The organism is Candidatus Poribacteria bacterium (assembly GCA_021295755.1).
GTDB lineage: Bacteria > Poribacteria > WGA-4E > WGA-4E > PCPOR2b > PCPOR2b.
This window is the reverse complement of record JAGWBT010000017.1, coordinates 1-25,093: the sequence shown is the minus strand read 5'-3', so window position 1 is coordinate 25,093 and position 25,093 is coordinate 1. Positions and strand designations below refer to the sequence as shown.

The following is a 25,093-nucleotide window of genomic DNA, read 5'->3' as shown; positions in this document are numbered from 1 at the left end:
TAGGGTGGATTGCTGTCGATTTTTACGATGGCTGCATGATCTACGACTTTGACCATCGGGAGTTGCATGTTGTGGACTTAGACAATTACTGTGAGGGACCATTTATAAACGAGATGGGACGGATGTTCGGTTCATCGCGTTTCATGGCTCCCGAGGAGTTTGAGCGGGGTGCACGCATTGATGGGCGTACCACTGTGTTCACTGTGGGGAGGACCGCAGCTGTGCTGCTGTCGGATGGTACGTTAGAGCGTCGTCCATTTCGTGGAAACGACGCACTGTACGGGGTGGTTCGCCATGCCTGTCACGATGATCGAGAGAAACGATACGACTCGATGGCAGCCTTTTTTGCTGCATGGATGGACGCGCGCGTTTCCGAGTTATCGCTAGACTGAACAACCTCATGGGTGAACACACTGTCGAGCGATTAGGGGGACGGACAGCAGATGAACGGTAACACCAACTACACTTTCAAACTCTCGCTGGAACATCTCGCCGCCGCCAATCGGAAACGGCGAATCGTCGTTAATCATCAGGTTGATGGCTTACTGTGCGCCGTTGAGCAAGGGTTGACCGTCGATAAGATCATGGCGTATGAGTTCGCGTTTGCCGATGCGCCGGGGGTTCACATTGACGCGCAGTGGTGGTCATTCGATAATACTTTCCCATTGGAAGGACGACCGTTAATAAACGAGACAAGTCCATCGGTGCCAAAATATGTAAGCCTTGAGCGCGTAAAGATTTTCGAGCAATGGCTAGACGATGGGGTCAACATCGCCGAAGTTTATATTGAGGAAACCAAGAAACGGGGTCTCGAATGCTTCTATACCTATCGACTTAACGAAGATCCATATACCGAGCATCGTGAATTGGCGGAAGCGCATCCCGATTGGCTAATCGCCGGCGAATGGGCACAGCCGCTCTGGAACTTTGCCGTGCCGGGTGTGCGTGATTACAAGGTCGCTATCTGCCGAGAACTGGTGGAGGGGTACAACTTCGATGGCTTAGAGATCGATTTTGCACGCGGTCCTATCCAAACCCCGCCGGGGCATCAATGGGAGCAGCGTGAGCATATCACGGAATTTCTTCGCCGGGTCCGGCAGGAGACACTCGAAGTAGAGCGAAAACGGGGACGACCGGTTTTGTTAGCGGCACGCATCCCGGACAATCTCATCGGTTGTCATTTTGACGGGCTTGATGTAGAAACGTGGGTGTGCGATGATCTCGTTGACTTTCTGGTCTTGGGTGTGCGTTCGTATGAGTTGGCTATTGAGCAGTTTCGCTCCATTGTTGGCGACAAGCCGATTCAGATTTTCGGCACGCTCGATGACCACCATTGCACGGATGGCTATTCTTGGCCCCCGATTGAAGTGTGGCGGGGCGTAATCGCTAACTGGTGGCAGCAAGGGGTAGACGCGATTCAGACCTTCAATTGGGGTGTTGCACCGCCCGAAGTTGCCCAGCAGTTGGGGGTTAAGACACACGGTGCCTACTTTGACGGCACACGGATGATCCCCGTGTATCAACAGGCATACGGCGAACTTGGCGATCCGGAAAAACTGAAATATTTGAACAAACATTTCGTTGTCCAACGTCGCGGCGGCGGTGGATCTGGTGGAGCCGACGTGGAAGAGTGGCACACCCCGCGGTTCAGTTATCAGAACACGAATATGTTGGGTCAGCTGCCTATGACTTTGGACAATTTAGGATTGGTTGACGCGCTAATTAGGCTTCGCGTCTCCGACGATTTCACCGCTGAAGCAGAACGGATCGAGCGATTAGCCCTTCGCCTCCTGTTTTCTGACCCGGGGACGGAAAATCTGCCGGAGCATCAGAAAATTGACACTGCGCCCATCAATCCTTTCTGGGATCGTCCGCAGTTGTTCACCTCACCAGCCCGAAAGGATATAATTGACCGGCTTCAAGTGCGTCTCAATGGGGTGCTGTTGGATAGGGCGACTGTTGATGCCGGTTGGTTTATCTTCGACGTAAATCCGAAACTATTTGCGGTAGGCATCAACCTAGTTGGCATCTTGGTTACAGGGCAGGATTCGCAAAGGGTGCCCATGACTGTGGAAAAAGTCGAGGCGCATGTGGAATATCGGCGTCCCTGAAACTCCATGAACGCCCACCCCAAAAGGTGTAATTAGGGAGTTTAGGGTTTTGCTTTAACGCCTCGAAGGACGGATTCGTCTCGCCACGGTGGGATATGCGTTTCTAGTGTTTTGGTTTCCAAAGCCAACCCGGAGCAGTTGGACGCTAGCACCTCAAAAATCTTATTCGCTACAATACGATGTCCGAGATCATTTGCGTGTACCCCGTCATGGTGGACGAGCCAATCCGCGTCACGGTATGAACCCAGTAGATCGATGAAAAGGCAGTCAGACGCATCGGCGACCCCTTTAATCGCATCGTTATAGCGGTAGAAGATATTGAGGTCGGCGTGACTCCAGCGTTCGCCACCGGCGGTGAAGTCAGTCATATAATACGGACCGAGTAAGACGATTAACGGCTGAATCTGCTCCCGTACGCGCCGGATAATGTCGCGCATCTCGTCGCAAAAGAGGTCAATCGGCGTACCGCCACGCGCATCGTTGAGTCCGTATGAAATGACCAGCAGATCCGGTTTGTTCTCAATAACGTGTTGGTCAATGCGCTCATTGGCGGCGGGATTTCGGTCGGATTCGAGATAGGCGGGTCCTTTGGTCGAGATTAGGTTAGCACCAATCCCCACGTTGACCAGTTCCACAGGGACACGCTGAAACTCGTTGATCAGCCGTGCCAACTGACTTGCCCAGCATCGCTCGCGAATACTGGACCAACCGCCGGCGGTTGTGCTCTCTCCAATGGTAACTAGCTTCTGAAATTCTTTAGTCCACCAATCCTTTTTCATCCCTGTATGTCCTCCCGAAGATAAGCTAATGGCTTGTCCCTTTCTCCCCTAAAGTTACACAATAATCCGTCCGTCAATCAGATGAGGGACAATGTCAACGAGATCGATTTGGGCGCAAAACTCGAGATCCTCTCCTAGTCCAATGCTAGCGAGTCTTTGACCATGATAGCAATTTCGCAGCATCCCAAACAAATCTTCGCGATGTGTCTGATAGAGGATCTTTGCTGTTTCAGCAGCGTCAGTCAGTTGAATTTTCTCCAATGCTGCCACACATGCACCCGCAAAAACAGTATCTTCCATGCAGAAACCACCCTCTCTGCCGGAACATGCCAAGACAAGTTCCCCTTCCACTTGCGCCAACTGGTCCACAATTGCGCTGAGATTGAAGAAAGATCCGACAAGAACCCGCTCAGCGGCGCGGCAGGCTTGTAGGGTACGTGTTCCGTTCGTCGTTGTCAGGACGATTTGCCGGTTTGAGACAACCGCTTGGGTATATTCACGCGGTGAATTTCCAAGATCGAACCCCTCAACTTTCATTCCGCCGCGCTCGCCGCCGATCAGTGTGTTCGGTAGATCCGCAGCAAGACGAAAGGCATCTTCAGGGGTTAGAACAGGCGTGATGGCTGTTGCGCCGTTTGCCACAGCAAAGGTGATGGTAGTTGTCGCACGTAAAATATCGGCGACGACAACCGTTTTGCCGTTGAGGTCGGAAAAGGGGAGGAGATCTGGTGTGAAAACAACGTCAATAGAAGTGGGCATGGGTTATACTCATAACGGGGTGGGATGATAGCACTACGGTTTGAGGTAAGCGGATGTAAAATGTTAAGTACCTGAAACGTGATGCGTGAAACGTAATTATAGTAGATGTTAGAATTAATTAGACACTGTGAATAAGCGAGGTCAGCAACCTTGCTCGCGGATGCACGGCACGCGGCGCGTGCCTACTACTTTTAACGTCTATTTGTTTTCAGAATTCACTATAGACTTCACCATAATATGTATCGTTAATTGTTGAATCCACTATAGTTCATTGGCGCCTGACCTGTGGGGCTCGGACAAAAACTCGGTTTCTGTGGCATGATTTCTTAACATGCCCCACGGGTTTTACAAACTGAACCCCGACTCCAAAAAGTTGGTAAAGATCTCTGCGTTCAGAAAGCGTTCGTCGTCCATGATTTTTCGGTGGAGTGGGATGACTGTCTTGACGCCTTCAATGGTAAACTCATCCAAAGCCCGCCTCATGCGCGCAACCGCTTCCTCCCGATCTCTACCGTGGGCAATCAGTTTCGCAACTAGGGAATCGTAGTAGGGCGGCACAGTGTAGCCGGGATAGAGGTAGCCATCCACACGGATGCCGATTCCCCCCGGTGGCAGATATGCTTCAACTTTCCCTGGGGAAGGAGTAAGATCGTTATCCGGGTCTTCCGCATTAATCCGGCACTCGATGGCATGTCCGTTCACCTCAATGTCCGATTGACTGTATCCGAGCTCTTCGCCCCACGCCAGCCGGATCTGCTCCTTGAGCAGATCCATTCCTGTGGTCATCTCTGTCACCGTATGCTCAACTTGGATGCGCGTGTTCATCTCCAAGAAGTAGAATTCTTCATCAGCATCTACCACGAACTCAATCGTACCAGCATTGTTATAGCCAATCGATTTCGCGGCTTTAGCGGCGGCCTTACAGATGTCATGTCGTGTCTTCGACGATAGGGAAGAAGCGGGGGCTTCTTCAACCAGTTTTTGATGCTTGCGCTGGATGGAACATTCCCGTTCACCGAGATGGATGACATCCCCGTGATTATCCCCCAAAATCTGGACTTCGATGTGGCGAGCATTCTCAATCCACTTTTCCACGTAAACTTCGGTGCTGCCAAACGCGGACTGCGCTTCTGCCTTGACCGTGTGGAAAAGGTCCATCAGACTGGTGCCGTCATGTGCGATTCGGATGCCACGCCCACCGCCGCCAGCGACTGCTTTGATACCTACCGGATAGCCAATCTTGTCTGCGATTTCGACCGCTTCTTCAGCATTCTCAACCAAGCCTTTTCTGACGTTCCGCCGAAGCCTCCGACGGACGCTGCCGCTTCCCGGCACCAACTTGAGTCCTGCCTTCGACATTGTTTCCCGTGCTTCCGCCTTGTCGCCCATAGTTCTCAAGTTTTCTGCTGTCGGACCGATGAAAGTGACCTCATGGGCTTCACAGATTTCGGCGAATTGTGCGTCCTCGGATAGAAACCCTGCACCGGGATGGATGGCGTCCGCATCCGTTAGCTCAGCGACGGTAATGATGTTTGGGGGTCTGAGATAGCTTTCCGTTGAAGCGGGCGGACCAATACAGTAGGCTTCGTCCGCATGCTGAACATGCAGCGAATCCTTATCGGCGGTCGAATAGACAGCAACGGTCTTGATACCCATGTCCCGACAGGCACGGATAACCCTAAGCGCAATTTCGCCACGATTTGCAATTAAGATTTTCTTAAACATTTTTTTGAACCTCTGAAAGTTAGCGGTTCATCCCTAAATCAAAGAGAAAAAGTGTGTAGTTATGAAAACGGAAGTGAATCAGACTTCATTCACACTTTTACACCTGCCCACTTTCTGACTTTCATCCTTGCTTATCCCATCCCCAACAAACCGCCGATTACATCGCCGTATTTCGCAATTAATCCTGCGAATACCACCGACACCATCGACATGAGTTTGATGAGGATGTTAAGCGACGGACCTGATGTATCCTTGAACGGGTCACCGACAGTATCACCGACAACGGTTGCATTGTGGTTGTCAGAACCTTTACCGCCGTATTCCCCGCCCTCAATATATTTCTTCGCGTTATCCCACGCGCCACCGGCATTCGCCATCATCACTGCAAGCACGAATCCGGTTGCCAAACCGCCGGCAAGCAAACCGAGGACGCCTGCAACGTTGAAGACCAAGCCGACGATTACCGGAACGATAATAGCGATCAGCGATGGAAAAATCATCTCTCTTTGCGCTCCTACGGTCGAGATTTCGACGCATCGGGCGTAGTCCGGTTTTTCTTCGCGCTTCATGATGCCGGGGCGTTCACGGAATTGACGACGCACTTCCTGCACCATCGCACCGGCAGCACGTCCCACCGCTTTCATCGTTAAAGCACAGAAGTAAAACGCCATGACCGCACCGATAAACAGACCGATCAACACTTTCGGGTTCATCAGGGTTACATTGTAATAGGACATGAATTGGGCGATGCTGACCTTGACGGTATCAACCATCCCTTCACCGGGAATGTCCAGTTGCGTCTTTTCCGCCATATGAATAAGCCCATATCGAACCTCCTCAAGATAAGCGGCGAGGAGAGCGAGAGCGGTCAATGCCGCCGATCCAATGGCAAAGCCTTTCCCGGTGGCTGCGGTCGTATTTCCAAGTGCATCGAGTTGATCTGTGCGCTGACGGACACTTGGATCGAGTTCAGACATTTCGGCGTTACCACCTGCGTTGTCTGCGATTGGTCCATACGCGTCGGTTGCCAGCGTGATACCGAGTGTTGCAAGCATACCCACTGCGGCGATACCGACGCCGTAGAGTCCCATCAATGTGTCGCTAGCTCCACCCGGTAGGTAGAAGCTGACAGCGACGGCAGCGATAACTGTTAGCACAGGGATGGCAGTCGATTCCATTCCCACAGCAATCCCTTCGATAATAACCGTTGCGGGGCCCGTCTCCGCTTGCTTGGCGATGGCGCGTGTGGGTTTATAATCGTGAGAGGTAAAGATCTCTGTCACCTTGCCGATAATCAGACCGGCGGCCAAGCCTGCTATAATAGCACCCCAAATCTGCCATTTGTTAGGGAGATCAAGAATCCACAACACCGGAATCGCGCAGATAGCGATGCCGATTGCGCTGCCATTGATGCCGAGGTTGAGCGAACCCATCAGCTGCCGCATCGTGGCACCCTCTTTCGTGCGAACCATGTAAATCCCTAGAATCGAGAGGATCACACCGATCCCCGCAATAATCATCGGTGCGGAAAGATACTTCAACTGAAGTGCAATGTTATTATAATCTTTCGCCGCAATCGCCGCAACGCCGAGCGCAGCGGTGGCGAGGATTGATCCCGCATAAGATTCGTACAGGTCTGCCCCCATTCCTGCTACGTCCCCTACATTATCACCAACGTTATCTGCAATCACAGCGGGGTTACGCGGGTCATCTTCAGGGATGCCGGCCTCCACCTTACCTACGAGATCTGCACCGACATCAGCGGCTTTGGTGTAGATACCACCGCCGACACGTGCAAAGAGCGCCTGGGTCGAGGCACCCATACCGAAACTCAGCATGATTACGGTGATCTGAGGCAGCGGATTTGCCTCTAAGAACCCCGGAAAAATCTTTGGAAACAGATAATAGAGAATTAGGAACCAACCAGCGATGTCCAATAGCGCGAAGCCGACGACCACCAACCCCATCACTGCGCCAGCGCGGAAAGAAATCCGCAAGCCCGAGTTAAGTCCCTCCATCGCGGCACTTGTCGTGCGAGCCGACGCGTTCGTTGCGGTCTTCATACCGAGAAAGCCACAAAGCCCTGAGAAAAATCCGCCCGTCAAAAACGCAAAGGGCACTACCTTGTTTTGGGCATTCAGTCCGAAAGCCATAATGACAAAGATAACACATAGTACAGCGAAGACAATCCCCACCACTTTATACTGCTGTCTCAGATAAGCCATCGCCCCTTCGCGCACAGCTTGGGCGATTTCTCGCATCACATCTGTGCCTTCGCTCTGCCGCATGACTGATTTATAGAAGACAAATGCGAATCCCAAAGCGATCAGTGAACCAATTGGAACAATCCACCACGCGGTGGGTAAGGGTGGGAGAGATTCCGATTGTGCAAAGGCAGGATTTGCAACTGCCATGCCCACCCACGAAGTGAGAAAAATTAAACATCCACGGCTCCTTGCACGGAGCCGTTTAAGAACTGTTTCAAGCATAAAAATCTCCTTTACAAAATGAAGAATAATGCGTAATACGTAAGGAGGTGGCTTTTTTACGTATTACTCGTTACTCGTTATGTGTTTATATTTCGTCTATACCAAGTACCTTCATCGCTTCTCCGACGATATAGATGGAGCCTGCGATGCATATAAGATCTGAGGCCGTGGCGATTGATTGCGCCAACGGTATCGCCTCACGAACATTCGGACAGACATGGAAATTTGCTCCTATTTCTGACCATGCCCGGGTAATCTCTTCGGCAGGCGTGACACGCGAATTATCAAACGCTTGCGTTGTAATAATTTCATCTGCAAATGGACACAAAATCTGACCAATGGCTTGCAGGTCTTTGTCTCGCATCAAGCCTACAACAAGGATCAAACGCCGGTAGCAGAAAACCTCACGGATAGCTGTGCACAACGCCTCCGCTGAAGTTGGAGAATGTGCGCCATCCAGCAAAATGACTGGTGACTGTCCCACAACTTGCATCCGCCCCGCCCAATAGACCTCTTTCAGGCCGCCATAGATGCTAGTTTGAGGAACCTTGTATCCCTCCTGACGCATGCACTCAATACAAGCAATTGCAGTTGCTGCATTAATTGCCTGATGTTCACCGAGCAACGGTAAAAAAAGGTCCGGATAGCATACCGACTGTGTTGTCAGATCAAACGTCTGTCCATTGATGTTCCAGTCCTTGCGCTTCAGGTGAATATCGCGTCCAACCTCATCCATTGATGCGTCCCGATCTGCAGCGACGGTTTCAAATACCGCTTGCGCTTCAGGGACTTGTGGCGCTAATACGACGGGACGGTTCAGTTTTATAATCTCCGCTTTTTCTTTCGCTATTGCTTCGTGCGTATCTCCGAGTATTGCTGTGTGCTCCAAACTAATCGGCGTGATAACACTGACAAGCGGATCCACCACGTTTGTTGCATCTAGCCGTCCACCAAGCCCCACTTCAATGACCGCAAAGTCAACCGCATTGTCCGCGAAGTAGATAAAGGCAAGTGCCGTATAAATCTCAAAGAATGAGACACGCCCACCCCCCTCTTCCCCCCCGTCAACGGGGGGGAAAGGGGGGATTGCCATCGCCTCAATTGACGGCTTGAGTCGGTCAACGTATTTCGCAAATTCCGACTCTGAAATGAGCCGAGAGTTGATGCGACACCGTTCACGCGGCGTTATCAGGTGGGGTTGTGTAAACAAGCCTGTTTTGTAACCCGCATGAGTTAGGATTGAGGCGATCAGTGCTGCCGTTGACCCCTTCCCTTTGCTGCCGGCGACATGAACCACCTTCAAGCGACGGTGTGGATCCCCCAAGTGCGCTAGCAGGCGAGAGATACGTTCAAGGTTATAAAAGCGTGCCTGCCTTGAAAAGTCAGGACTTTTCTCGGAGTTAATAAATGTATCAATATAGGCGAGAGCGGCTTCGTAATCCAACTTTATTTATGTCCATAAATTCAAATCTTCGTAGATTGGAAACTGCCCACAAAGATCGCGAACTTTCTCCCTTACACCCCGCTTGGTTTCTGCGCTTCTGCGTCCTTCGAGGGTTTCTGTTATCAAATCGGCAATCAGCTGCATTTCTGTTTCTTTCATCCCACGCCCTGATATCATCGGTGTTCCAAGACGGACGCCACTCGTTGTGGTCGCAGATCGTTTATCCAACGGGATGGTATTTTTGTTGACAATAATTCCCGCGTCCTCAAGGTGGTCTGCGGCTTGCCGTCCACTCAACTGCTTGTATGTCGCAGTTAAATCAATCAGCATGAGGTGGTTATCTGTGCCGCCACTTACCAAGCGAAATCCGTTGCCGATGAGTGCTTCTGCGAGTGCTTTGGCATTCTTTACAACTTGGCTCTGATATGCTTTGAAGGCAGGTTCCATCGCTTCTTTGAAAGCGACCGCCTTCGCTGCGATTGTGTGCATAAAGGGACCGCCTTGTATCCCCGGAAAAACCGCCCGATCAACCGATTCTGCCAGTTCCTCCCGGCACATCACAATTGCGCCCCGCGGACCCCGCAACGTTTTATGGGTAGTTGTGGTAATCACGTCGCAATAAGGCACTGGATCCGGATGGACATCTGCGGCGATAAGTCCAGCGATATGGGCGATGTCCGCCATCAGATACGCATCGACGGAATCAGCGACTTCTCGCCAGCCCGCAAAATCGAACCAGCGTGGGTAAGCGCTTCCGCCAACGATGATCAGCTTGGGGCGATGTTCTTTCGCAAGTTCGGCTATCGTAGCCATGTCGATCTGTTCTGTCTCTGGGTCAACACCGTAAGACACTACATTGTAATATTGACCTGAGAAATTCTGGGGAAGTCCATGACTCAGATGACCGCCGTGATCCAGTCGCATTGACAGAATTGTATCGCCCCGCTCAAGTAGTGCTTGGTACGCTGCCATATTGGCTAAATTTCCGGCGTGCGGTTGGACGTTGACATGATCAACACCGAAAAGTTGCTTCGCACGCTCGATTGCAAGGCTTTCCACACCATCTGCGGCTGCACAGCCGTTGTAGTAACGGGCACCGGGGGTTCCTTCGGCGTATTTACTGGTCAGGACGCTCGCCTGCATCTGCATGACCGCTCGGCTCACATAATTTTCCGAAGGGATGAGTGTCAAGCAATTTTGTAGCCGATCCAGATCTTGTAGCATAATCTGGATAATCTGTGGGTCAACTTCACTCAGCGACCTATTCATTATATAATCATCCTCATTCCAACCTTTGGGATTTCAACACTCCGATTTCATTGGGATTCACTTCCTAAGTAGAGCAAGTTACTATCATGGAGTAATTTGGAAACTCTGTGTAATATCCTGAAGGACCGATTCTTTGTTATAAAATTGAGAACTTGATGTCCAGCCTATCACCTGATAGTAATTTTGGCTATCTTCAACACTAGTGTGGAGATACACTACGCTCATATCTTCAACGGTGGCACGGATTTCATACTGAATGGCTCTATTATTGCGGATTAGTAACTCAAGCGGTTGAGATTTTTCTGCGGCCCCTAAACCGGATATTAGTGTTTCTGTAGCGATCTGAGAATAGTTGTCGAGATTCATGCTAATAAAATCCCTCTTATTTTCTAACATCACGATTAAGAAGAGTTCGTCCCAAACATTACCAACTTTCAAAATCGTATCACCGTGTAATTCTGATAATTCTGTCCAACCAGATGGGACAATCACCTGGACTTGGCCGTCTATCGATTTGACAACTTTCTCAGGTGTCTGATTTTGATTGAAAAACAGACTTGGCACATAACCCAAGGCAAACAGTATTCCAAAAATGGCTAGGGTTTTATAAGCAGACCTGTCCTTGGCTACTACTTCTCCGGGTTCCTGTTTGACAACAAGGGTCCGAGCTAACTTATCTCCAATCCGCTGTCTTTTAACTCCCAAAATACAGAGTATGTCGATGATATTAAGCAGCGGTAAATAAAGCCATAAACGTCGCACAAAAGACTGTCCAAACGTACATGGATTGCCGTTATGCGAATCAATAACTTTGATTGAACACAGTTTTTTCGCCCAGCCTTGTCCGTTGTGTGATCCGTCACCTCCAAAAAACCAACCATAGAGACATAGGGAAACAATAACCCACGAAGCAGCAAAGTTGTCAGACGACAAATCTATTATCTCTGCTATAATCAAAACCAAGATTATAGCCACAATACCGCTTATACCGGCGATACGGGCAGGAATTTGCCTTGCTAATAAACACTCCAAGAAAGCACGCCAAACCTTGAAAGTAGCAATAAAAGGGGCAATTATAGTACTGATAAAATTTGCCCACCATCGCATGCCAGGAGAGGCAAGTTGATACTCTTTGCTAGCAACTACGATTCTCTCTGTAGCTGATGTCCCTCCATCAGATTGGATTCGTGCAGCAGCTTTTCCCGCCCCTGCAATCCTTTCCGGAGTAGCAGAAGATTGCTGTGAAGAAGATGAACGCGATGTAATTTCACCTTCGGCAGAAACGGGGCTTTCTTTAGAGGTTTGGGTGACTCTGCTCTCATTATCATCAGCAATTGCAACTGCGTCCTGAGGAACTACAACACGCCTCCGACAACTTTGACATTCAGCAACTTCCTCTATAGACAAATACTTGAGACGAATGTTATCGTTGCAATGTGGGCATCTGAATTCTAAACCCATGTCTTAGCTTTCTTCAAGCAAGCCAAAATCAGTTTTGAGGTTTACGTAGCCCTTGAAACTGGTTTTTGGTCCTTAGGTTTCTGTATTTATCGGCTTTATGAAATGGACATTCTTTTCGCTGAGAAATTTTAATCCAGATGCTCCACGATAATAGTTAAATTGGGGACAGTCTGGAGCTAATTCATGAATCAAAATCCAGTACTGGTCACAATCATATTCTGAACAAGCATTGATTGTGTTGTCAAGGAAATCAATCACTTTTTCGCGGTGCTGGTTTAAAGCGATCCGCATCCCCATTGACATACAATCTTCTGTTTCAATGATCACGTTCGCAAGTTCGTCACTAACTGCTATATTACAAATTCCCATGAAGTACAAACACCAACAGATAGCATCGGAACGTTAGAATTTAATAGATTGGTTCAGAACAGAGTCAATTTGCAAATTCAAACCCACTTTATACTTCTTTGCTATCTGGCAAAGAATTGGAAGTATGCTGGGGCTGTAAACCGCTATCGCGATGAGATATTCTAAAAAAAACTAGCACTATCTTTATCAAATTTCATAGATAGAAGGAAAAAAGGATGAAATGTCTGCCTTAACTCGGTAAAATTTACCTGTTGAAATTTTTAACCGCAACCTCCGATCTGAAAAGTTTTCGCTATCCATCACCGAAACCCGTTCAAGGTTTTCATACTCCCCCATTATCAGTCTGCGATCATTATGTTGGGTAGGCTTCAAATGGCTGCTATGATTATTACATATATATTGAAGTTTATTCCAATTTTTTGATATACATTTGCATAAGCGTGCATAAGGTAGTGGATGTGGAATGTGCATCAGGCGTGTCACATTATTAAATCGATTCGTGCGGTATTCTATCTGATCGCATCCTTTGCTTCTCGCCTGCCCGTATCTCTGAAGCATTTCATCAACTATATCAGGTGTGAAATCTTCGGTAGAAAAGACTTTGAACGGTATTTCGTCCGGGTTTAGTTTGCCCAGAGGTAGATAATTGTAGCGCAGTAAAGCATTGTAAACATAATCTTTGTTTGGACCTTGATTATTCATATTACCCGTTTTGTAGCAAACTACGATCCCAATTTCACTCCAAAATGTAGCTAAATTTGAAGAACAAGCCCCTCATAGAACGCCAGTATCTAGTCTCCCCATGTTTCAGTTTATGCTACTCAACTCGTTTAAGAAATTTTTCCGTTTGAGCTTTGAGGCGCTTATTACCCGCCTGTTCCGCGAGTTCTAACGCAGTTTCCCAATCCTTCTTTGCCGCCCAATTGCGATCCAATAGGTAATTGGCAATTCCCCGCCTAAGATAGGCGAAGGCATAATCAGGTTTGGCATCGATCGCCTTGTTATAGTCTTGGATGGCGATGAAGTGTTCGCCTAGGTCACCCCTTATCGTCCCCCGAAAGTGGTAGGCGAAAGCAAAATCATTTTTGAGGTCGATAGCAGTATCGTAATCTTCGATCGCCTCCTTGTATTGACCCAACGATCGCTTCACAGTTCCCCGAAAATAGTAGGCGTCAGCAAAATCGGGTTTCAAACTGATAGCAGCTTCATAATCATCAATAGCAGCTTGATATTGGTCGCGTCTGTACTTGGCGTAGCCCCACCTGAGGTACGTTTCGGCGGATATGGATTGTTTGCCCTGCCACAAAGGTTTTGCATTCCCTGACTGTGTGAGCAACTTCTTGATGTCGTTTGATGGAATGGCGAAATTGAGATTTTGGCCATTTTCAAGTGTTATGAGAGAGATTCCGATAACTTCGCCATTTCCGTTTAGTACAGGTCCTCCACTGTTTCCCGGGGAAATCAAAGCGGCCATCTGAAATCGTTTTTTGGCCTCCCCTTCGCGGAAGGCACTGATGGTGTCATTTGAGAACGTGCCTTTCAACCCTCTTGGGTTACCCGCTACGTAAACCGTCTCGCCGATAGTAACCGTCTCGCTGTCGCCGAGAGACAGGGGTTCAGCTCCAGCCACTGTGACCTTTAGGACAGCGAGATTGTTTTCCTCATCCGTTGCGGATACACCTTCGATGGTATATTTTGCGGACTTACCGGTCTGTGTTGCCGTACCTTTTGCCGCTCCCTCAATAACGTAGAAGTTAGTTACAATCTGGTTCTGTCCAATGAAGAAGCCACTACCAAACCCGAGGGCTTCGCCCTCCTTATCGGTCATCTCTAAATAGACCGTAGCCGCTAATGTTTTGTCGGCAATCTGTTCGGCAGTTTGGGCAGATGCCGCAGCAGTTATTAAGAGTGAAATAATTCCCAAAGCTGTGAAGTGTAGTAACGCTTTTCTCGGATTTCCCATAGCAGCATCGCTCGTTATCTGTTGGGTGATATATCCATGAAGCAGTTCGCACAACTTGTAATTTCAGGAACTTCAGATTGTAACACAGATATTAGGTAGTTTCAAGAGAAATAATCGTGCAAAGTGTTAGTCTCAACTTGTACCTCCATCTCATTTCCTATCTCAAACTTGTGTTGGATAAATGACTTTTGGCATATTTGATGAGGGCGTTTTCATGTTAGAAATGCGTTGACGGAAATTTCGAGAAGGTTTATAATATCACAACGCAAGTTTCTAGGCTCCCGTAGGTCGAGTTTCCATACTCGACAGGGCAGTGTCGAGATATGAATCTCGACCTACACAAGCGCAGGAGACTCACAATTACCTTGGTAGCTTAGAACATAAGGAACGGAGATCTCCATTCCCTACGAATAACTCGGTTCTAAGTCCCGGTAAGGGTATCGTAGTGAACAACGATCGTTGTTCACTACAACCGCTGTAAAATGTCAACAGAGCCTAGCATATCAGGAGACCCTCTTTATGTTTAAGCGATGTTTAAGCGTTATTTCATTCTCAATTTGGTTGGGATCTATAAGCAGCATCCCATTGCACTCATCGCTCTATTAATGTCGATTGTGGGTTCTCAAGCTGCATCTGCCCAACAACAGATAGCCCTAGATACCTACGCTATCTTTCAACAGAGCTGCCTCATCTGCCATGGTCCCGATGGCGCTTATAAAGAATCCCTCTTAATGGAACACAACGCACTCATCACAAAAGGAAGCGTTGTTCCGGGAAACCCCGACGCTTCTGAACTGTACAAGCGACTCATAACCACTGAAACGGCCAAACGGATGTCACTGGGACAACCCCAACTACCTTCTCAGTCAATTGACAGGATACGTAACTGGATTCTATTCGGTGCTCCCGATTGGGAGACGGTAGCTACAACCGACGGCGACTTCATCTCTCCTAGTGAAGTACTTAGCACCATTGAGACTCACCTAATGTTCCTTGCACCGTTTGACCGTGCATTTGCCCGTTACTTCACTAGGACCCATCTCTATAATGCAGGAGGGTCAACACAAATTCTGCAAGAGTATCGTAAAGCACTCTACAAATTAGTCAATAGTCTCTCATGGGGGAGTACAGTCACCAACCCACAACCCATCGACCCGCAAGGGACTATCTTCTATATTGACCTAAGACACTATGAGTGGGATCGGAATGATGGGTGGACGAAAATAGAAACGGAATATCCCTATCACATCTCGTTTGATGCACCCAAACAGTCTGCCTGCAGGACCGCATCAAGTTCGCATCGTTGTGGAAGGACGACTCGCCACCGGAGACGTGAACCGAGATGGTGTGGTCAGCATTCTGGATCTGATCCTCGTTGCACAGCAGTTAGGGAAAAGGGTATCAGCCGGTTCGGCGGTGGATGTGAACCGCGATGGTATTGTTAGTATTCTGGATCTCATTCGTGTGGCGCAGGGAATTGCCGAATCACTCGCTGCGCCGGCAATTAGAGCAGAAAGCGTAGATGCTGCGATGATAGAGGCGTGGATCGCGCAGGCACGGTTGGAAGATGACGGTTCACTCGCCTTCAAACAGGGGATCGAAAATCTTGAAAACCTGCTAGCCTCGCTGATTCCTGAAAAGACTGCCTTGTTGGTAAACTATCCGAATCCGTTTAACCCGGAGACATGGATACCGTATCAGTTGGCAGAGTCAGCAGACGTTGCGTTGACAATTTATGATATAAATGGGCAATTAGTTCGCCGTTTGGCGGTTGAGCATCAGGCGGTGGGTATGTATCAGAGTCGCAGTCGTGCGGTGTATTGGGACGGACGCAACCAACTCGGAGAGCCCCTCGCTAGTGGCCTCTACTTCTACACACTGACAGCCGGTGAGTTCACAGGGACGCGACGGATGTTGATACTAAAGTATAGGCATACTCCGTATGCCGTAACACCGTCCCGATAAAATCGGGATGCACAGCAACATTATGGTGTCGAGATATGAATCTCGACCTACAGTGCCGGTATTGTATTTGATAGGGATTTGCTTTCACCGTTCAACCCAACCTACGCCCTGTCAAATGTCAACGCGCCCTAGCAACATACGAGATTATAACAGGTTTGATATAATCCTGAATTTACCAAACATTAAAGGGAAAATGAGATGTCAGCGAAAAATTTGAAACAGCGTATTCGTGATGGTGAATTGATTTACGGTGTCAGTGTGCCAGTGTCAGCGAATCGGGATGAGATGAAAGCGATCATTGATAAAGACCGTTACGATTTTGTCATGGCGGATAGTCAACATTCGGCGTACAATGAGCCGCAATTGGTGGAATACTGCAATATTGCGGGTTCACTTGATATACCGGTCCATTTTCGGATTAAGCATACCCGTAACGCTTACCTCATTGGTAATTACCTCGATTTGGGACCGTCCGGGGTCGAGGTGCCCCAAGTGGAGTTGGAATCGACGGTGGAGGAAGCGGTTACGTGGTTCTATTACCCTCAAATCGGTATCCGTAGCGCGGGTGGCGGAAGCCGAAAAGGGATAGCCGAGCGGAGTGATCGCTTGGAATACGCGAATTGGTGGAATCAATACGGTGTCCTGTGGATGCAGGTAGAATCGGTTTCCGCAGCGACCAATGCACGAAAACTTGCCAAGCCGGGCGTGGATTGCCTCTCCTTTGGTCCCGCAGATCTCACCTTCAGCATAGAGAGTTATCCGCACCATTCATTGAAAACCGTTGACGATTGTGTGCGTCATGTGTGCGATCAACTCGCTGATACCGAGGTAGCGGTCTGCTACAGGAATGGTACGCCGGACACGCGCGAGAAATATGCCGAGATGGGAGTTACAGTTTTCCTTGAGGGACCAAGGCGTTAAAAAGATAATATTTGGTTTGTTATGTTGACTTATTCGCTTGTTAGTACTGCAATCACTGGAGATCGAAGCGCGTTGAGGCGGGGGATGCGCCGACTCGCGGAACTTGCCCATAAACATGGCATCCCCATTACATGGGGTGTTGGGGCGACTTCTGCACGATCCTTCGCTGCGGATCTAACCGAATGGCACACATCCCACGGCGATGAAGTAATGCTGATGGTCAATATTTCATCGATTTCGGGATCGGGAACGGATTCCGACGACTTGAGCCGATCCGCGGAGCATATCGTGACGATGCGCGAAAAGCTGCCGGATTATATCTCGTCGGAAAGAGATCGAGTCCAAAAGGCGATCGGATGGGCGAATCCTGTTGTCGCAGGAGCGGAACAGAAAAATCATGTGCTGCTTTACGCCTTAGAACAGATCGGTTTCGCTGGATTGTGGGGGTATGGTTGGGACGATAAAGAGGATGAGGGTTGTCCGTTTGGTTGCTTCTTTCCATCGGTAGATCGGCACAATTTCTGTGGCGCGTCCACAAGCGGCGTTGTCGGCCTTCCGCACGCCTCTCTCCTTCCCACCCAGACACCTCTTGCGTCTAAAGAAACAGCGGACACCGACTCTCAGACCCAGATATTAAACGGCGTAGCGCAGCAGGAATTCGATTGTTATGCGGCAAACGCAACGTGGAATCGTTGGTTGGCTTATATCCAGCGGATTGACCCTGTGGAGGTTGCATCTTTGACGGAGGAACAGCTCGGTCAGCTAGATGCATATCTGGCGTACGTGTGCGAGGCACCGGAGACACAGATTATGTCGCTTCCCGATGTTGTCAGCGCATGCCGAGAGAACGGCGATCAGACGCAGCCAACTTTTCTGGTCACGGATCCCAACTCAGAAGGCGAGGATGAAGCATCAACCGGTTCGGACAAATTGTTTTTCTCCTATTATGATACTGAATGTCAGTTGGTTTTTGAAGAAGGCAAGATAGAACCGATTCGGGTAACGAACTACATCTCTCCGCCAGTTAATTCGCCCAACGGTGCCGAAGTAAATCTACCACAAATTGAGCAGTTCCGCCCCTCTCGCTCGCGCAGTCAGTTGCGGATGCAGTTTACCTTGGAATCCACAAAAGCGATGCCGTATGGGTTAGCCGTCTGGGGGAATCACGATGGCCTCACGTTGGCAACCTCAAACGCACAGGAAGTGACGTGGTTAGGTGATCGGTTGTTATTTGTACGGGTTAATCTACAGGTAGGGAAAAACGAAATCGAGGTTGTTCTAACAATCTAATCAAGGGTTAAAAAAACAGTCATGGATGCCTGCCAAACAGTTAAAGCGTACTTTGGTGCACTCATTACAGGAGACACAGAGCGGCTCATCAAGATGATGTCTTTGGCTGACCACTATGTGAAGATTGGTACGGAGCCGGATGAGCATATTGAGGGCGGCAAGAACGCGAGAGATTACTATCAGAATATTGTCGCGAATGCGGCGGATATTGCGATTGATTACGAACATCTTGACGTTCAGGAGCGGGAGACTCTGGCGTGGTTTTACACGCGCCAGATATGGAGACTCAAGTGGTTGGGTAACCCCGAAGAATTGGCAGTGCGGTTGACAGGTGTCCTCGAAAAAGAGGGTGGGACGTGGAAGTTTGTTCAGATTCACGCTTCGGTCGGTGTTCCTGCGTAGCTGCAAGTGAAGAACCGGTCGATAGTCAATTTGTTTTGAAATAAATCAAAACGCAAGGACGCTAAGACGCAAAAAAAGAAAACGGAAGAATAAGAAACCGAGTTTTTCTCAAAAACTCGGTTTCTCTTCACGCTTTGTACTTTACTTTACAGGGCTTACGCAGTTGAACGCTCAAGATCCTATAGTTCGGCGATTTATCGCCGCACCACATCCCCCCAATGCCCGATAAATCGGGCAACTACAGCAGAGGCTCCATCGACAAGCCCGTAAGGAACAACGATCGTTGTTCCCTACAGAAGTGCGTAAGTTCTAACATTATTCGCTTTTTTTATTAAGGTGGTGACTTAGGTTAATCAAGGGTGAAGTTTTATGATGATGCAAGGATTCTATAGAGGAGGTGTTTATGTCTAAAAAAATCTATGCCTACGGGATGGATGGCTTTATCGTTCCAATGATGAAAAAATTTGTTGCTGAAGGATGTTTGCCGAACTTTGAAAGGATGCTCAAAGGTGGCACTGTGAACCAGACCTTTCCGTCCTTTCCGGTCTGGACACCGACGAATTGGGCGACCCTTTCTACGGGCGCTCACACCGGCACACACGGCGTGAGTCGTTGGCGTGTGGAGGTTGCCCCCGGTGAACGGATTAACAGCTTCGACGGACGCGCTCCGAATGCGGAGCGGATCTGGAATACCCTAGAGCGGGCTGGCAAAACAAGCGTTGCTGTGCACTACCCAGCAGCTCATCCATCGGGCATCAAATCCGGTTTTGTTGTGGATGGCTTTGGTCACCCCGGACACGCTAGCACCGACTATGAGGTGGCATCCTGTCAGGCGTATACGACGAGCGATCAGGTCGCTACCGTCGAGATGGACCATGATGGAACAGCTGTTCGTCGGACACAACGCAGCGTTCAACCGATTCCAGCCTTACGTCCCGCAGCTGATTGGGGAAATCTTCCGCCGAGCCAATCACCTCCGCTTGAATCCGAAATCGAAATTCATGCCCGTCTCGGCGGCGATGTCAACACCTTTCACCTTCTTGCGGTTGACACTCTTGGGAGGGGATATGATCGCCTACAGATCTGCCGGGGGAAGGATGGGGATACACGAATCGCCGAGACAGCGGTCGGTCAATGGAGCGATTGGGCGATTGAACCTTTCCAGATCGATGGTCGAAAGCAGGATGCGTCGATTCGATTCAAGTTGATGGAACTCACTCCCGGCGGGAAGAATTTGAAACTCTACCGTTCACAGGTCACTTACGCCGACGGATTTACCTATCCCGATGACCTCGCTGCTGAGCTAATTGAACGCTTTGGACCCTATCAGGAACACGCTTCTATGACGCCTTACACATCGGGGATGGCGGATTTTGATACCGCTCTTGAGGAGTGCGAATATCAGGGTATCTGGTTCGCTGATGTTGCCAACTACATGCTGCGTGAACGTGGTTGTTCCTTTTTTATCTGTCATTGGCATCTGTTTGACTATCTGAACCACATCCATCTCAACGATGTCGATCCTGTTTGTCCGGGCTACGACCCAAACAACGTAGATACAGCGATGGACTACTTCCGTCGGGCGTATCAGGTTGGCGACCGGATTTTGGGACGCATCTGGGAGGCAGCCGATGATGAAACTTGCGTCGGTGTCCTTGGCGACCATGGGGCTTACCCCGACATTCGGATTGCCAACATCCGGAAGTTCCTTGTCGATCAGGAGTTCACCGTCCTGAAGAACGGCGCGGAAGGCGTCGAACGCGATGAAGTCCTAGAGAAGGATATAGATTGGGAGCAGACCCGCGCCTATCTCAAGGATGACAAAGGTTTCGACATCTACATCAACGCTGAACAGGGAGCGGCGTTCGACGAAATTGAACGCGAACTTCTATTGGCATTACGCACTTGGGTTGATGAAGAGGTTGGGCGGACGCCCATCGCTATTGCGTTGCCGAAGCGGGATGCGTACCTCCTCGGTCAGTGGGGTGATCAGTGTGGCGATGTCATCTTTGCTTGGGACCATGGCTACGTCAGCGGCTACTACGGTCAGTGGAAAGGGATTATCGGTGGCGGGGCAGCTGGTGCACCCGAAGTGTATGGCGCACACCACGGCGGTTTCCTTCCCACCCGAAACGAGGACATCTCTTCTAGCTTTGGAACAATGTTACTGGCTGGACCGGGAATCAAAAAGGGGTATGAGCGTGATTATGATTCACACGGTTACATCCACGCCGCTGATGTTGTTCCGACGTTTTGTCATATCCTCGGCACCGCTCCACCGGCACAAAGTCAAGGTACAATTGCCCACGATCTGTTTGAAGGAAACGAGATGGCGCGAGAGCGAGATGGAAACTGAATATGTTAGGACTTACGCAGCGCGTTCATAAGTCCCCCTGAACCCCTCTGATAAGAGGGTAAAGACAAGGGAGAAGATCCCCTAACCCCCCTAGCCCCCCTTGTCAGGGGAGTTGGGGATTTAGGGGGTTAAAAATCAAAAATCTACCCCTTGTGTACTAAATTTGCGTAACTCCTGTATGTGTAGAAAATTTGTAGGTACGTAGGAATAGGGATTTTTTTTGACAATATGCTCATGATGTGATAACATCTTACTTCAATAATTGTCCTCCCCCTTTGTACCTATCTATTCTTCAAGATTTAACATCTTTGGTTCACCTAATTACATTATTAAGGAGGCACTCCTAATGGACACAAAAATTTCCGATGCAATGCCACCCAAATTTTCCAAGGTTGCACTGACATTTGATGATGTTTCATTAATCCCTGGTGAATCAAACATTCTGCCGAGTGCGGTTGATACAAGTACGCAGTTGACCCGCCGTATTCGCCTCAATATTCCAATTTGCAGTGCCTCGATGGATACCGTTACGGAATCCGACCTTGCGATTGCTTTGGCACGAGAGGGTGGTATTGGTCTCATCCATTACAACTGCCCCATTGAGCAGCAGGTCAATGAGGTTGATAAGGTCAAGCGCTCAGAAAGCGGAATGATTATCGATCCGATTACCTTGACGCCCGATAAGAAGGTTCGTGACGCGCTGGAAATGACCGCCCGTTACCGCATCGGCGGTATCCCGATTGTAACCAAAGAGGGTTATCTCGTTGGGCTAATCACCAATCGCGATCTGAAATATGAGGAAGATCCCGATCTGCCTGTGACTGAACTGATGACACCGAGCGAACAGTTGGTCACTGCCTCGCCTGGGATTGAGCTAGCAAAAGCGAAACAGATTCTGCACCAAATTCGGAAGGAAAAACTCCCAATCGTTGATGAGGAGTTTCGCTTGTGCGGACTTATCACAATCAAAGATATTGACAAGGTGGAAAAATATCCTTTAGCTTGTAAGGATGAGTCTGGGAGATTGAGGGTTGGTGCAGCAATTAGCCCTTCTTGGGATTTAGAAAAAGTGGGGCTTCTGGTTGACGCGGAGGTTGACGTATTATCAATAGATACCGCGCATGGCCATCATCGAAATGTGATCAATGCAGTGCATCGGATTAAGGCAGAATTTCCCGATGTGGACCTGATTGCTGGAAATGTTGTAACCGCTGAAGCAACTCGCCAGTTGATTGACGCGGGTGTTGATGCCGTTAAAGTGGGCATGGGTCCCGGATCAATCTGTACGACCCGTGTTGTCACAGGAATAGGGATTCCGCAGATTACGGCAGCGTACGATTGCGCACAAGAGGCGGACAAAGATGGCGTTCCAGTTATTGCTGATGGCGGTATTCGGTATTCAGGTGATATTGCGAAGGCTCTCGGCGCAGGGGCGAGTTCGGTGATGATAGGGAGTTTGCTTGCGGGTACGGAGGAAAGTCCCGGCGAAACGGTTATCTATCAAGGTCGTACCTATAAAATCCATCGGGGCATGGGTTCTTTATCCGCTATGAAGGAACGGCTCGGTAGCGAACGATACTCTCAAAGTAGTGAATCTTTAGCGAAGTTAGTGCCTGAAGGTATCGAAGGACGGGTGCCTTACAAAGGTCAGTTGGGTGATTTTGTCTATCAACTTATCGGAGGTCTCCGTGCTGCGATGGGATACTGTGGTACGCCGGACATTGAATCATTGCGGATTGAAAGCCGGTTTGTTCGGATACAGAGCAGCGGTCATCGCGAAAGTCACCCGCACGATATTGCGATTACGGAAGAAGCTCCCAATTATAGTGTAATGATGTGAGGCTATTTGAGTTATGAATACCTTTTCAGAGGAGGCATTGGTTCACCCTAGCACACATAACTGCAAACCGACCTTATCAGACACAGAGGTACTTGATTTTCTAAAAAATGGGTATCTCAGGCTTGAAGGAGTTGTGCCTGATGAGATTAACCGGCGTGTTGTGAAATATTGTGATGCACATCCTGATCTGCTCTATATGAATGACATCTTATATGAGGAGTGGTTTGTTGAAGGGGTGATGAGGAATGCTGAAGTTGCCGGTGCTGTGCGGTCATTGTTGGGCGAGGATTTCCATCTGCCAGTCCAGATGGTGAACCATCGTGTGGAATGTCCTATCGCATCAGTTGCGGGTTGGCATATTGATGGGAACTACAACTATACTCATGAATTAAAATTCCTTCAGGTATTCTATTATCCACAGGACACACCGATAGAGATGGGACCGACGCAAATTGTACCCGGCACACATCTTGTACGGCAGAAGTCGAGGTTGATGGGGCATTTAGGAAATATCAAGAACACAGTATACACTGATGCACCCGCAGGCTCTGTGTTCATAACAATCTATCATATCTGGCATCGTCGCCCGTCATCAACTGTAACGGCAACCCGTAACTTGTTGAAGTATTTCTATTGGAGAACCAGTCCACCTAAAAGGGATTGGGTGATTGACCCTAACTTTGATTTTGCTACTGCTGACTATGAAAGCCCCGCCGCTGGCCTTGTTGAACAATTCCGAAGTGCAGTGAAGGTGGCAGAGATGTTTCTATGGTTATGTGGTAAACATGAGATGTTCCAAAACTTAGGGGGGCAGAGCTTTCCATTACCTGTACCCCGAACTGGTACGCCCTACGGGTTTCCTGAAGGGTTACAAAGAGAGTAACTGCTATTACCCCATGTCGAGGTGGTAGTATTGTGCTATGGTCGTAATTGATGTGGGAGATTTGTCACCCACGAGGAGACAATCGAAAAAATAGTTGTTGCATTAATATTGAAATTGTGCTACCATTCGATTTGAATTTTATCTATTGAAAGGAGAACGGCTTTCCAGCAAAGATTTTTCGCTCAACTATCAAAGCCGCGACGCTGTTTCTATGAGAGTAAATGAAGAGATGTCGTTTTGGGATAGGCTTTATATCCCTGGACTTATTAAGGGCATGCTCACGACACTGAAACATATTCCCAAGAGGAAATTTACTTATCAGTACCCGGAAGACCCACGTAGTGTTGAGGAGCGCAATGATCGCTATCGTGGTATTCATAAGCTGCCCTTAGATTCAGAAGAAAATGTCAAATGTGTGGCATGCTTCATGTGTGCAACAGCCTGCCCGGCAGATTGTATCACCATTCAGGGCGGTCCTGCGCCCGAAGGCTGGAAAACGAAAGAGGGTTATCAACGCGAAAAATATCCCGAAGTTTTTGAAATCAATATGCTGCGTTGTATCTTCTGTGGATATTGCGTCGAAGCGTGTCCAGAAGATGCAATCCAGATGACAGGAATTACACTCCCGCAATACTTTAGAGAAAGACAGAAAGAGGGCGAAGTTCTCGGTGGTTCGCGGAAAGACTTTATCTTTGATCGAGATATGCTGATAGCTAATAATGACATTCCCGAACAAGGACTTCATCCCGATTCGTAAGTACCCGAACCTGAGTTTACTTGGGTTAGTGGCTACCCAGCAGGCACGTGAGGGGTAGGCTCTACCCGACAGAATGTGCATAGATTTTTAGTCTCATACTAAAACAAAAAGCAGGCACATCTTGGCATGAACTTTTAGGGCAAGGCTTTCCATACCTCTGAGGTGCAGTAGGGGAAAGAATTGCCCATTTTTTATCGAAATATGTTAGGAAATGACTTTGGACAAGGACCAACCGAATCAAATTCAAGACCTATCCCTAAACTTTAGTTCAGATTCTCTTTTCGCTTTAACAGATAAGATAAAAGCAAGT

General features: G+C 48.9%; 18 protein-coding genes and 2 pseudogenes. 11 read left to right on the top strand and 9 right to left on the bottom strand.

All coding sequences use genetic code 11. The features are described from left to right. Together J4G02_03865 and J4G02_03860 are read left to right on the top strand one after the other, a co-directional pair. A partial coding sequence (locus J4G02_03865; protein ID MCE2393728.1) for a serine/threonine protein kinase occupies positions 1-392 on the top strand: 392 nt, incomplete at its 5' end. Positions 393-443: 51 nt separating this feature from the next. Continuing rightward, complete coding sequence (locus J4G02_03860; GenBank protein ID MCE2393727.1) at positions 444-2,111, top strand: hypothetical protein; 1,668 nt, start codon at positions 444-446, stop codon at positions 2,109-2,111. Positions 2,112-2,152: 41 nt separating this feature from the next. Here J4G02_03860 and J4G02_03855 read toward each other — a convergent pair whose 3' ends face one another. The 9 genes from J4G02_03855 to J4G02_03815 form a co-directional block, all read right to left on the bottom strand. Then, positions 2,153-2,890, bottom strand: coding sequence for an SGNH/GDSL hydrolase family protein (locus tag J4G02_03855; protein MCE2393726.1), 738 nt, complete (start codon positions 2,888-2,890; stop codon positions 2,153-2,155). A gap of 54 nt (positions 2,891-2,944) precedes the next feature. Then, positions 2,945-3,649: a 2-phosphosulfolactate phosphatase gene (locus J4G02_03850; protein MCE2393725.1), complete on the bottom strand. Its 705-nt coding sequence runs from the start codon at positions 3,647-3,649 to the stop codon at positions 2,945-2,947. Positions 3,650-3,994: 345 nt separating this feature from the next. Continuing rightward, positions 3,995-5,374 carry an acetyl-CoA carboxylase biotin carboxylase subunit gene (gene accC, locus J4G02_03845; GenBank protein MCE2393724.1) on the bottom strand — a complete coding sequence of 460 codons (1,380 nt, stop codon included), beginning with the start codon at positions 5,372-5,374 and terminating at the stop codon, positions 3,995-3,997. A gap of 131 nt (positions 5,375-5,505) precedes the next feature. Then, positions 5,506-7,788 (bottom strand): sodium-translocating pyrophosphatase, encoded by a 2,283-nt coding sequence (locus tag J4G02_03840; protein MCE2393723.1) that lies wholly within the window; start codon positions 7,786-7,788, stop codon positions 5,506-5,508. 160 nt (positions 7,789-7,948) lie between these two features. Further along, positions 7,949-9,307 carry a bifunctional folylpolyglutamate synthase/dihydrofolate synthase gene (locus J4G02_03835; protein MCE2393722.1) on the bottom strand — a complete coding sequence of 453 codons (1,359 nt, stop codon included), beginning with the start codon at positions 9,305-9,307 and terminating at the stop codon, positions 7,949-7,951. Between the two features lie 6 nt (positions 9,308-9,313). Next, positions 9,314-10,576, bottom strand: a complete 1,263-nt coding sequence (locus J4G02_03830) for a serine hydroxymethyltransferase (protein MCE2393721.1) — start codon at positions 10,574-10,576, stop codon at positions 9,314-9,316. An 84-nt stretch (positions 10,577-10,660) separates the two neighbouring features. Further along, the gene (locus J4G02_03825) at positions 10,661-12,037 is read right to left on the bottom strand and encodes an RDD family protein (protein MCE2393720.1); all 1,377 of its coding nucleotides are present in this window, start codon (positions 12,035-12,037) and stop codon (positions 10,661-10,663) included. A gap of 555 nt (positions 12,038-12,592) precedes the next feature. Next, positions 12,593-13,108, bottom strand: coding sequence for a hypothetical protein (locus J4G02_03820; GenBank protein MCE2393719.1), 516 nt, complete (start codon positions 13,106-13,108; stop codon positions 12,593-12,595). Between the two features lie 115 nt (positions 13,109-13,223). Next, positions 13,224-14,369, bottom strand: coding sequence for a trypsin-like peptidase domain-containing protein (locus J4G02_03815; GenBank protein ID MCE2393718.1), 1,146 nt, complete (start codon positions 14,367-14,369; stop codon positions 13,224-13,226). Between the two features lie 605 nt (positions 14,370-14,974). Between J4G02_03815 and J4G02_03810 the strand changes: the two are divergent. From J4G02_03810 to J4G02_03770, 9 genes and pseudogenes are all read left to right on the top strand, one after another. Continuing rightward, positions 14,975-15,643: pseudogene (locus tag J4G02_03810) on the top strand (hypothetical protein). Continuing rightward, positions 15,636-16,334 (top strand): annotated as a pseudogene (locus J4G02_03805) (T9SS type A sorting domain-containing protein). Before J4G02_03810 ends, J4G02_03805 begins: the two co-directional pseudogenes overlap by 8 nt. Positions 16,335-16,532: 198 nt before the next feature. After that, entirely contained in the window at positions 16,533-17,255 is a 723-nt protein-coding gene (locus J4G02_03800; GenBank protein ID MCE2393717.1) for a hypothetical protein, read from the top strand. Between the two features lie 84 nt (positions 17,256-17,339). Further along, positions 17,340-18,545: a hypothetical protein gene (locus J4G02_03795; protein MCE2393716.1), complete on the top strand. Its 1,206-nt coding sequence runs from the start codon at positions 17,340-17,342 to the stop codon at positions 18,543-18,545. Between the two features lie 21 nt (positions 18,546-18,566). Beyond that, on the top strand, positions 18,567-18,947 hold the full coding sequence (locus J4G02_03790; protein ID MCE2393715.1) for a nuclear transport factor 2 family protein: 381 nt from the start codon (positions 18,567-18,569) through the stop codon (positions 18,945-18,947). 403 nt (positions 18,948-19,350) lie between these two features. Beyond that, complete coding sequence (locus J4G02_03785; protein MCE2393714.1) at positions 19,351-21,303, top strand: alkaline phosphatase family protein; 1,953 nt, start codon at positions 19,351-19,353, stop codon at positions 21,301-21,303. 370 nt (positions 21,304-21,673) lie between these two features. Further along, positions 21,674-23,143, top strand: a complete 1,470-nt coding sequence (gene guaB / locus J4G02_03780; protein MCE2393713.1) for an IMP dehydrogenase — start codon at positions 21,674-21,676, stop codon at positions 23,141-23,143. Between the two features lie 13 nt (positions 23,144-23,156). Beyond that, positions 23,157-24,026, top strand: a complete 870-nt coding sequence (locus J4G02_03775; GenBank protein MCE2393712.1) for a hypothetical protein — start codon at positions 23,157-23,159, stop codon at positions 24,024-24,026. A 211-nt stretch (positions 24,027-24,237) separates the two neighbouring features. Continuing rightward, positions 24,238-24,783: an NADH-quinone oxidoreductase subunit I gene (locus J4G02_03770; GenBank protein ID MCE2393711.1), complete on the top strand. Its 546-nt coding sequence runs from the start codon at positions 24,238-24,240 to the stop codon at positions 24,781-24,783. Positions 24,784-25,093 lie beyond the last annotated feature (310 nt).

Excerpts from the sequence above, each read along its gene's own strand:
- J4G02_03775 (MCE2393712.1), top strand. The coding sequence starts at position 23,157 with ATGAATACCTTTTCAGAGGAGGCATTGGTTCACCCTAGCACACATAAC.
- J4G02_03840 (MCE2393723.1), bottom strand. The coding sequence starts at position 7,788 with ATGGCAGTTGCAAATCCTGCCTTTGCACAATCGGAATCTCTCCCACCC.
- J4G02_03855 (MCE2393726.1), bottom strand. The coding sequence starts at position 2,890 with ATGAAAAAGGATTGGTGGACTAAAGAATTTCAGAAGCTAGTTACCATT.
- J4G02_03795 (MCE2393716.1), top strand. The coding sequence starts at position 17,340 with ATGCGCCGACTCGCGGAACTTGCCCATAAACATGGCATCCCCATTACA.
- J4G02_03785 (MCE2393714.1), top strand. The coding sequence starts at position 19,351 with ATGTCTAAAAAAATCTATGCCTACGGGATGGATGGCTTTATCGTTCCA.
- accC (MCE2393724.1), bottom strand. The coding sequence starts at position 5,374 with ATGTTTAAGAAAATCTTAATTGCAAATCGTGGCGAAATTGCGCTTAGG.
- J4G02_03825 (MCE2393720.1), bottom strand. The coding sequence starts at position 12,037 with ATGGGTTTAGAATTCAGATGCCCACATTGCAACGATAACATTCGTCTC.
- J4G02_03850 (MCE2393725.1), bottom strand. The coding sequence starts at position 3,649 with ATGCCCACTTCTATTGACGTTGTTTTCACACCAGATCTCCTCCCCTTT.
- J4G02_03860 (MCE2393727.1), top strand. The coding sequence starts at position 444 with ATGAACGGTAACACCAACTACACTTTCAAACTCTCGCTGGAACATCTC.
- J4G02_03800 (MCE2393717.1), top strand. The coding sequence starts at position 16,533 with ATGTCAGCGAAAAATTTGAAACAGCGTATTCGTGATGGTGAATTGATT.
- J4G02_03830 (MCE2393721.1), bottom strand. The coding sequence starts at position 10,576 with ATGAATAGGTCGCTGAGTGAAGTTGACCCACAGATTATCCAGATTATG.
- J4G02_03790 (MCE2393715.1), top strand. The coding sequence starts at position 18,567 with ATGGATGCCTGCCAAACAGTTAAAGCGTACTTTGGTGCACTCATTACA.
- J4G02_03770 (MCE2393711.1), top strand. The coding sequence starts at position 24,238 with ATGAGAGTAAATGAAGAGATGTCGTTTTGGGATAGGCTTTATATCCCT.
- J4G02_03820 (MCE2393719.1), bottom strand. The coding sequence starts at position 13,108 with ATGAATAATCAAGGTCCAAACAAAGATTATGTTTACAATGCTTTACTG.
- guaB (MCE2393713.1), top strand. The coding sequence starts at position 21,674 with ATGCCACCCAAATTTTCCAAGGTTGCACTGACATTTGATGATGTTTCA.
- J4G02_03815 (MCE2393718.1), bottom strand. The coding sequence starts at position 14,369 with ATGGGAAATCCGAGAAAAGCGTTACTACACTTCACAGCTTTGGGAATT.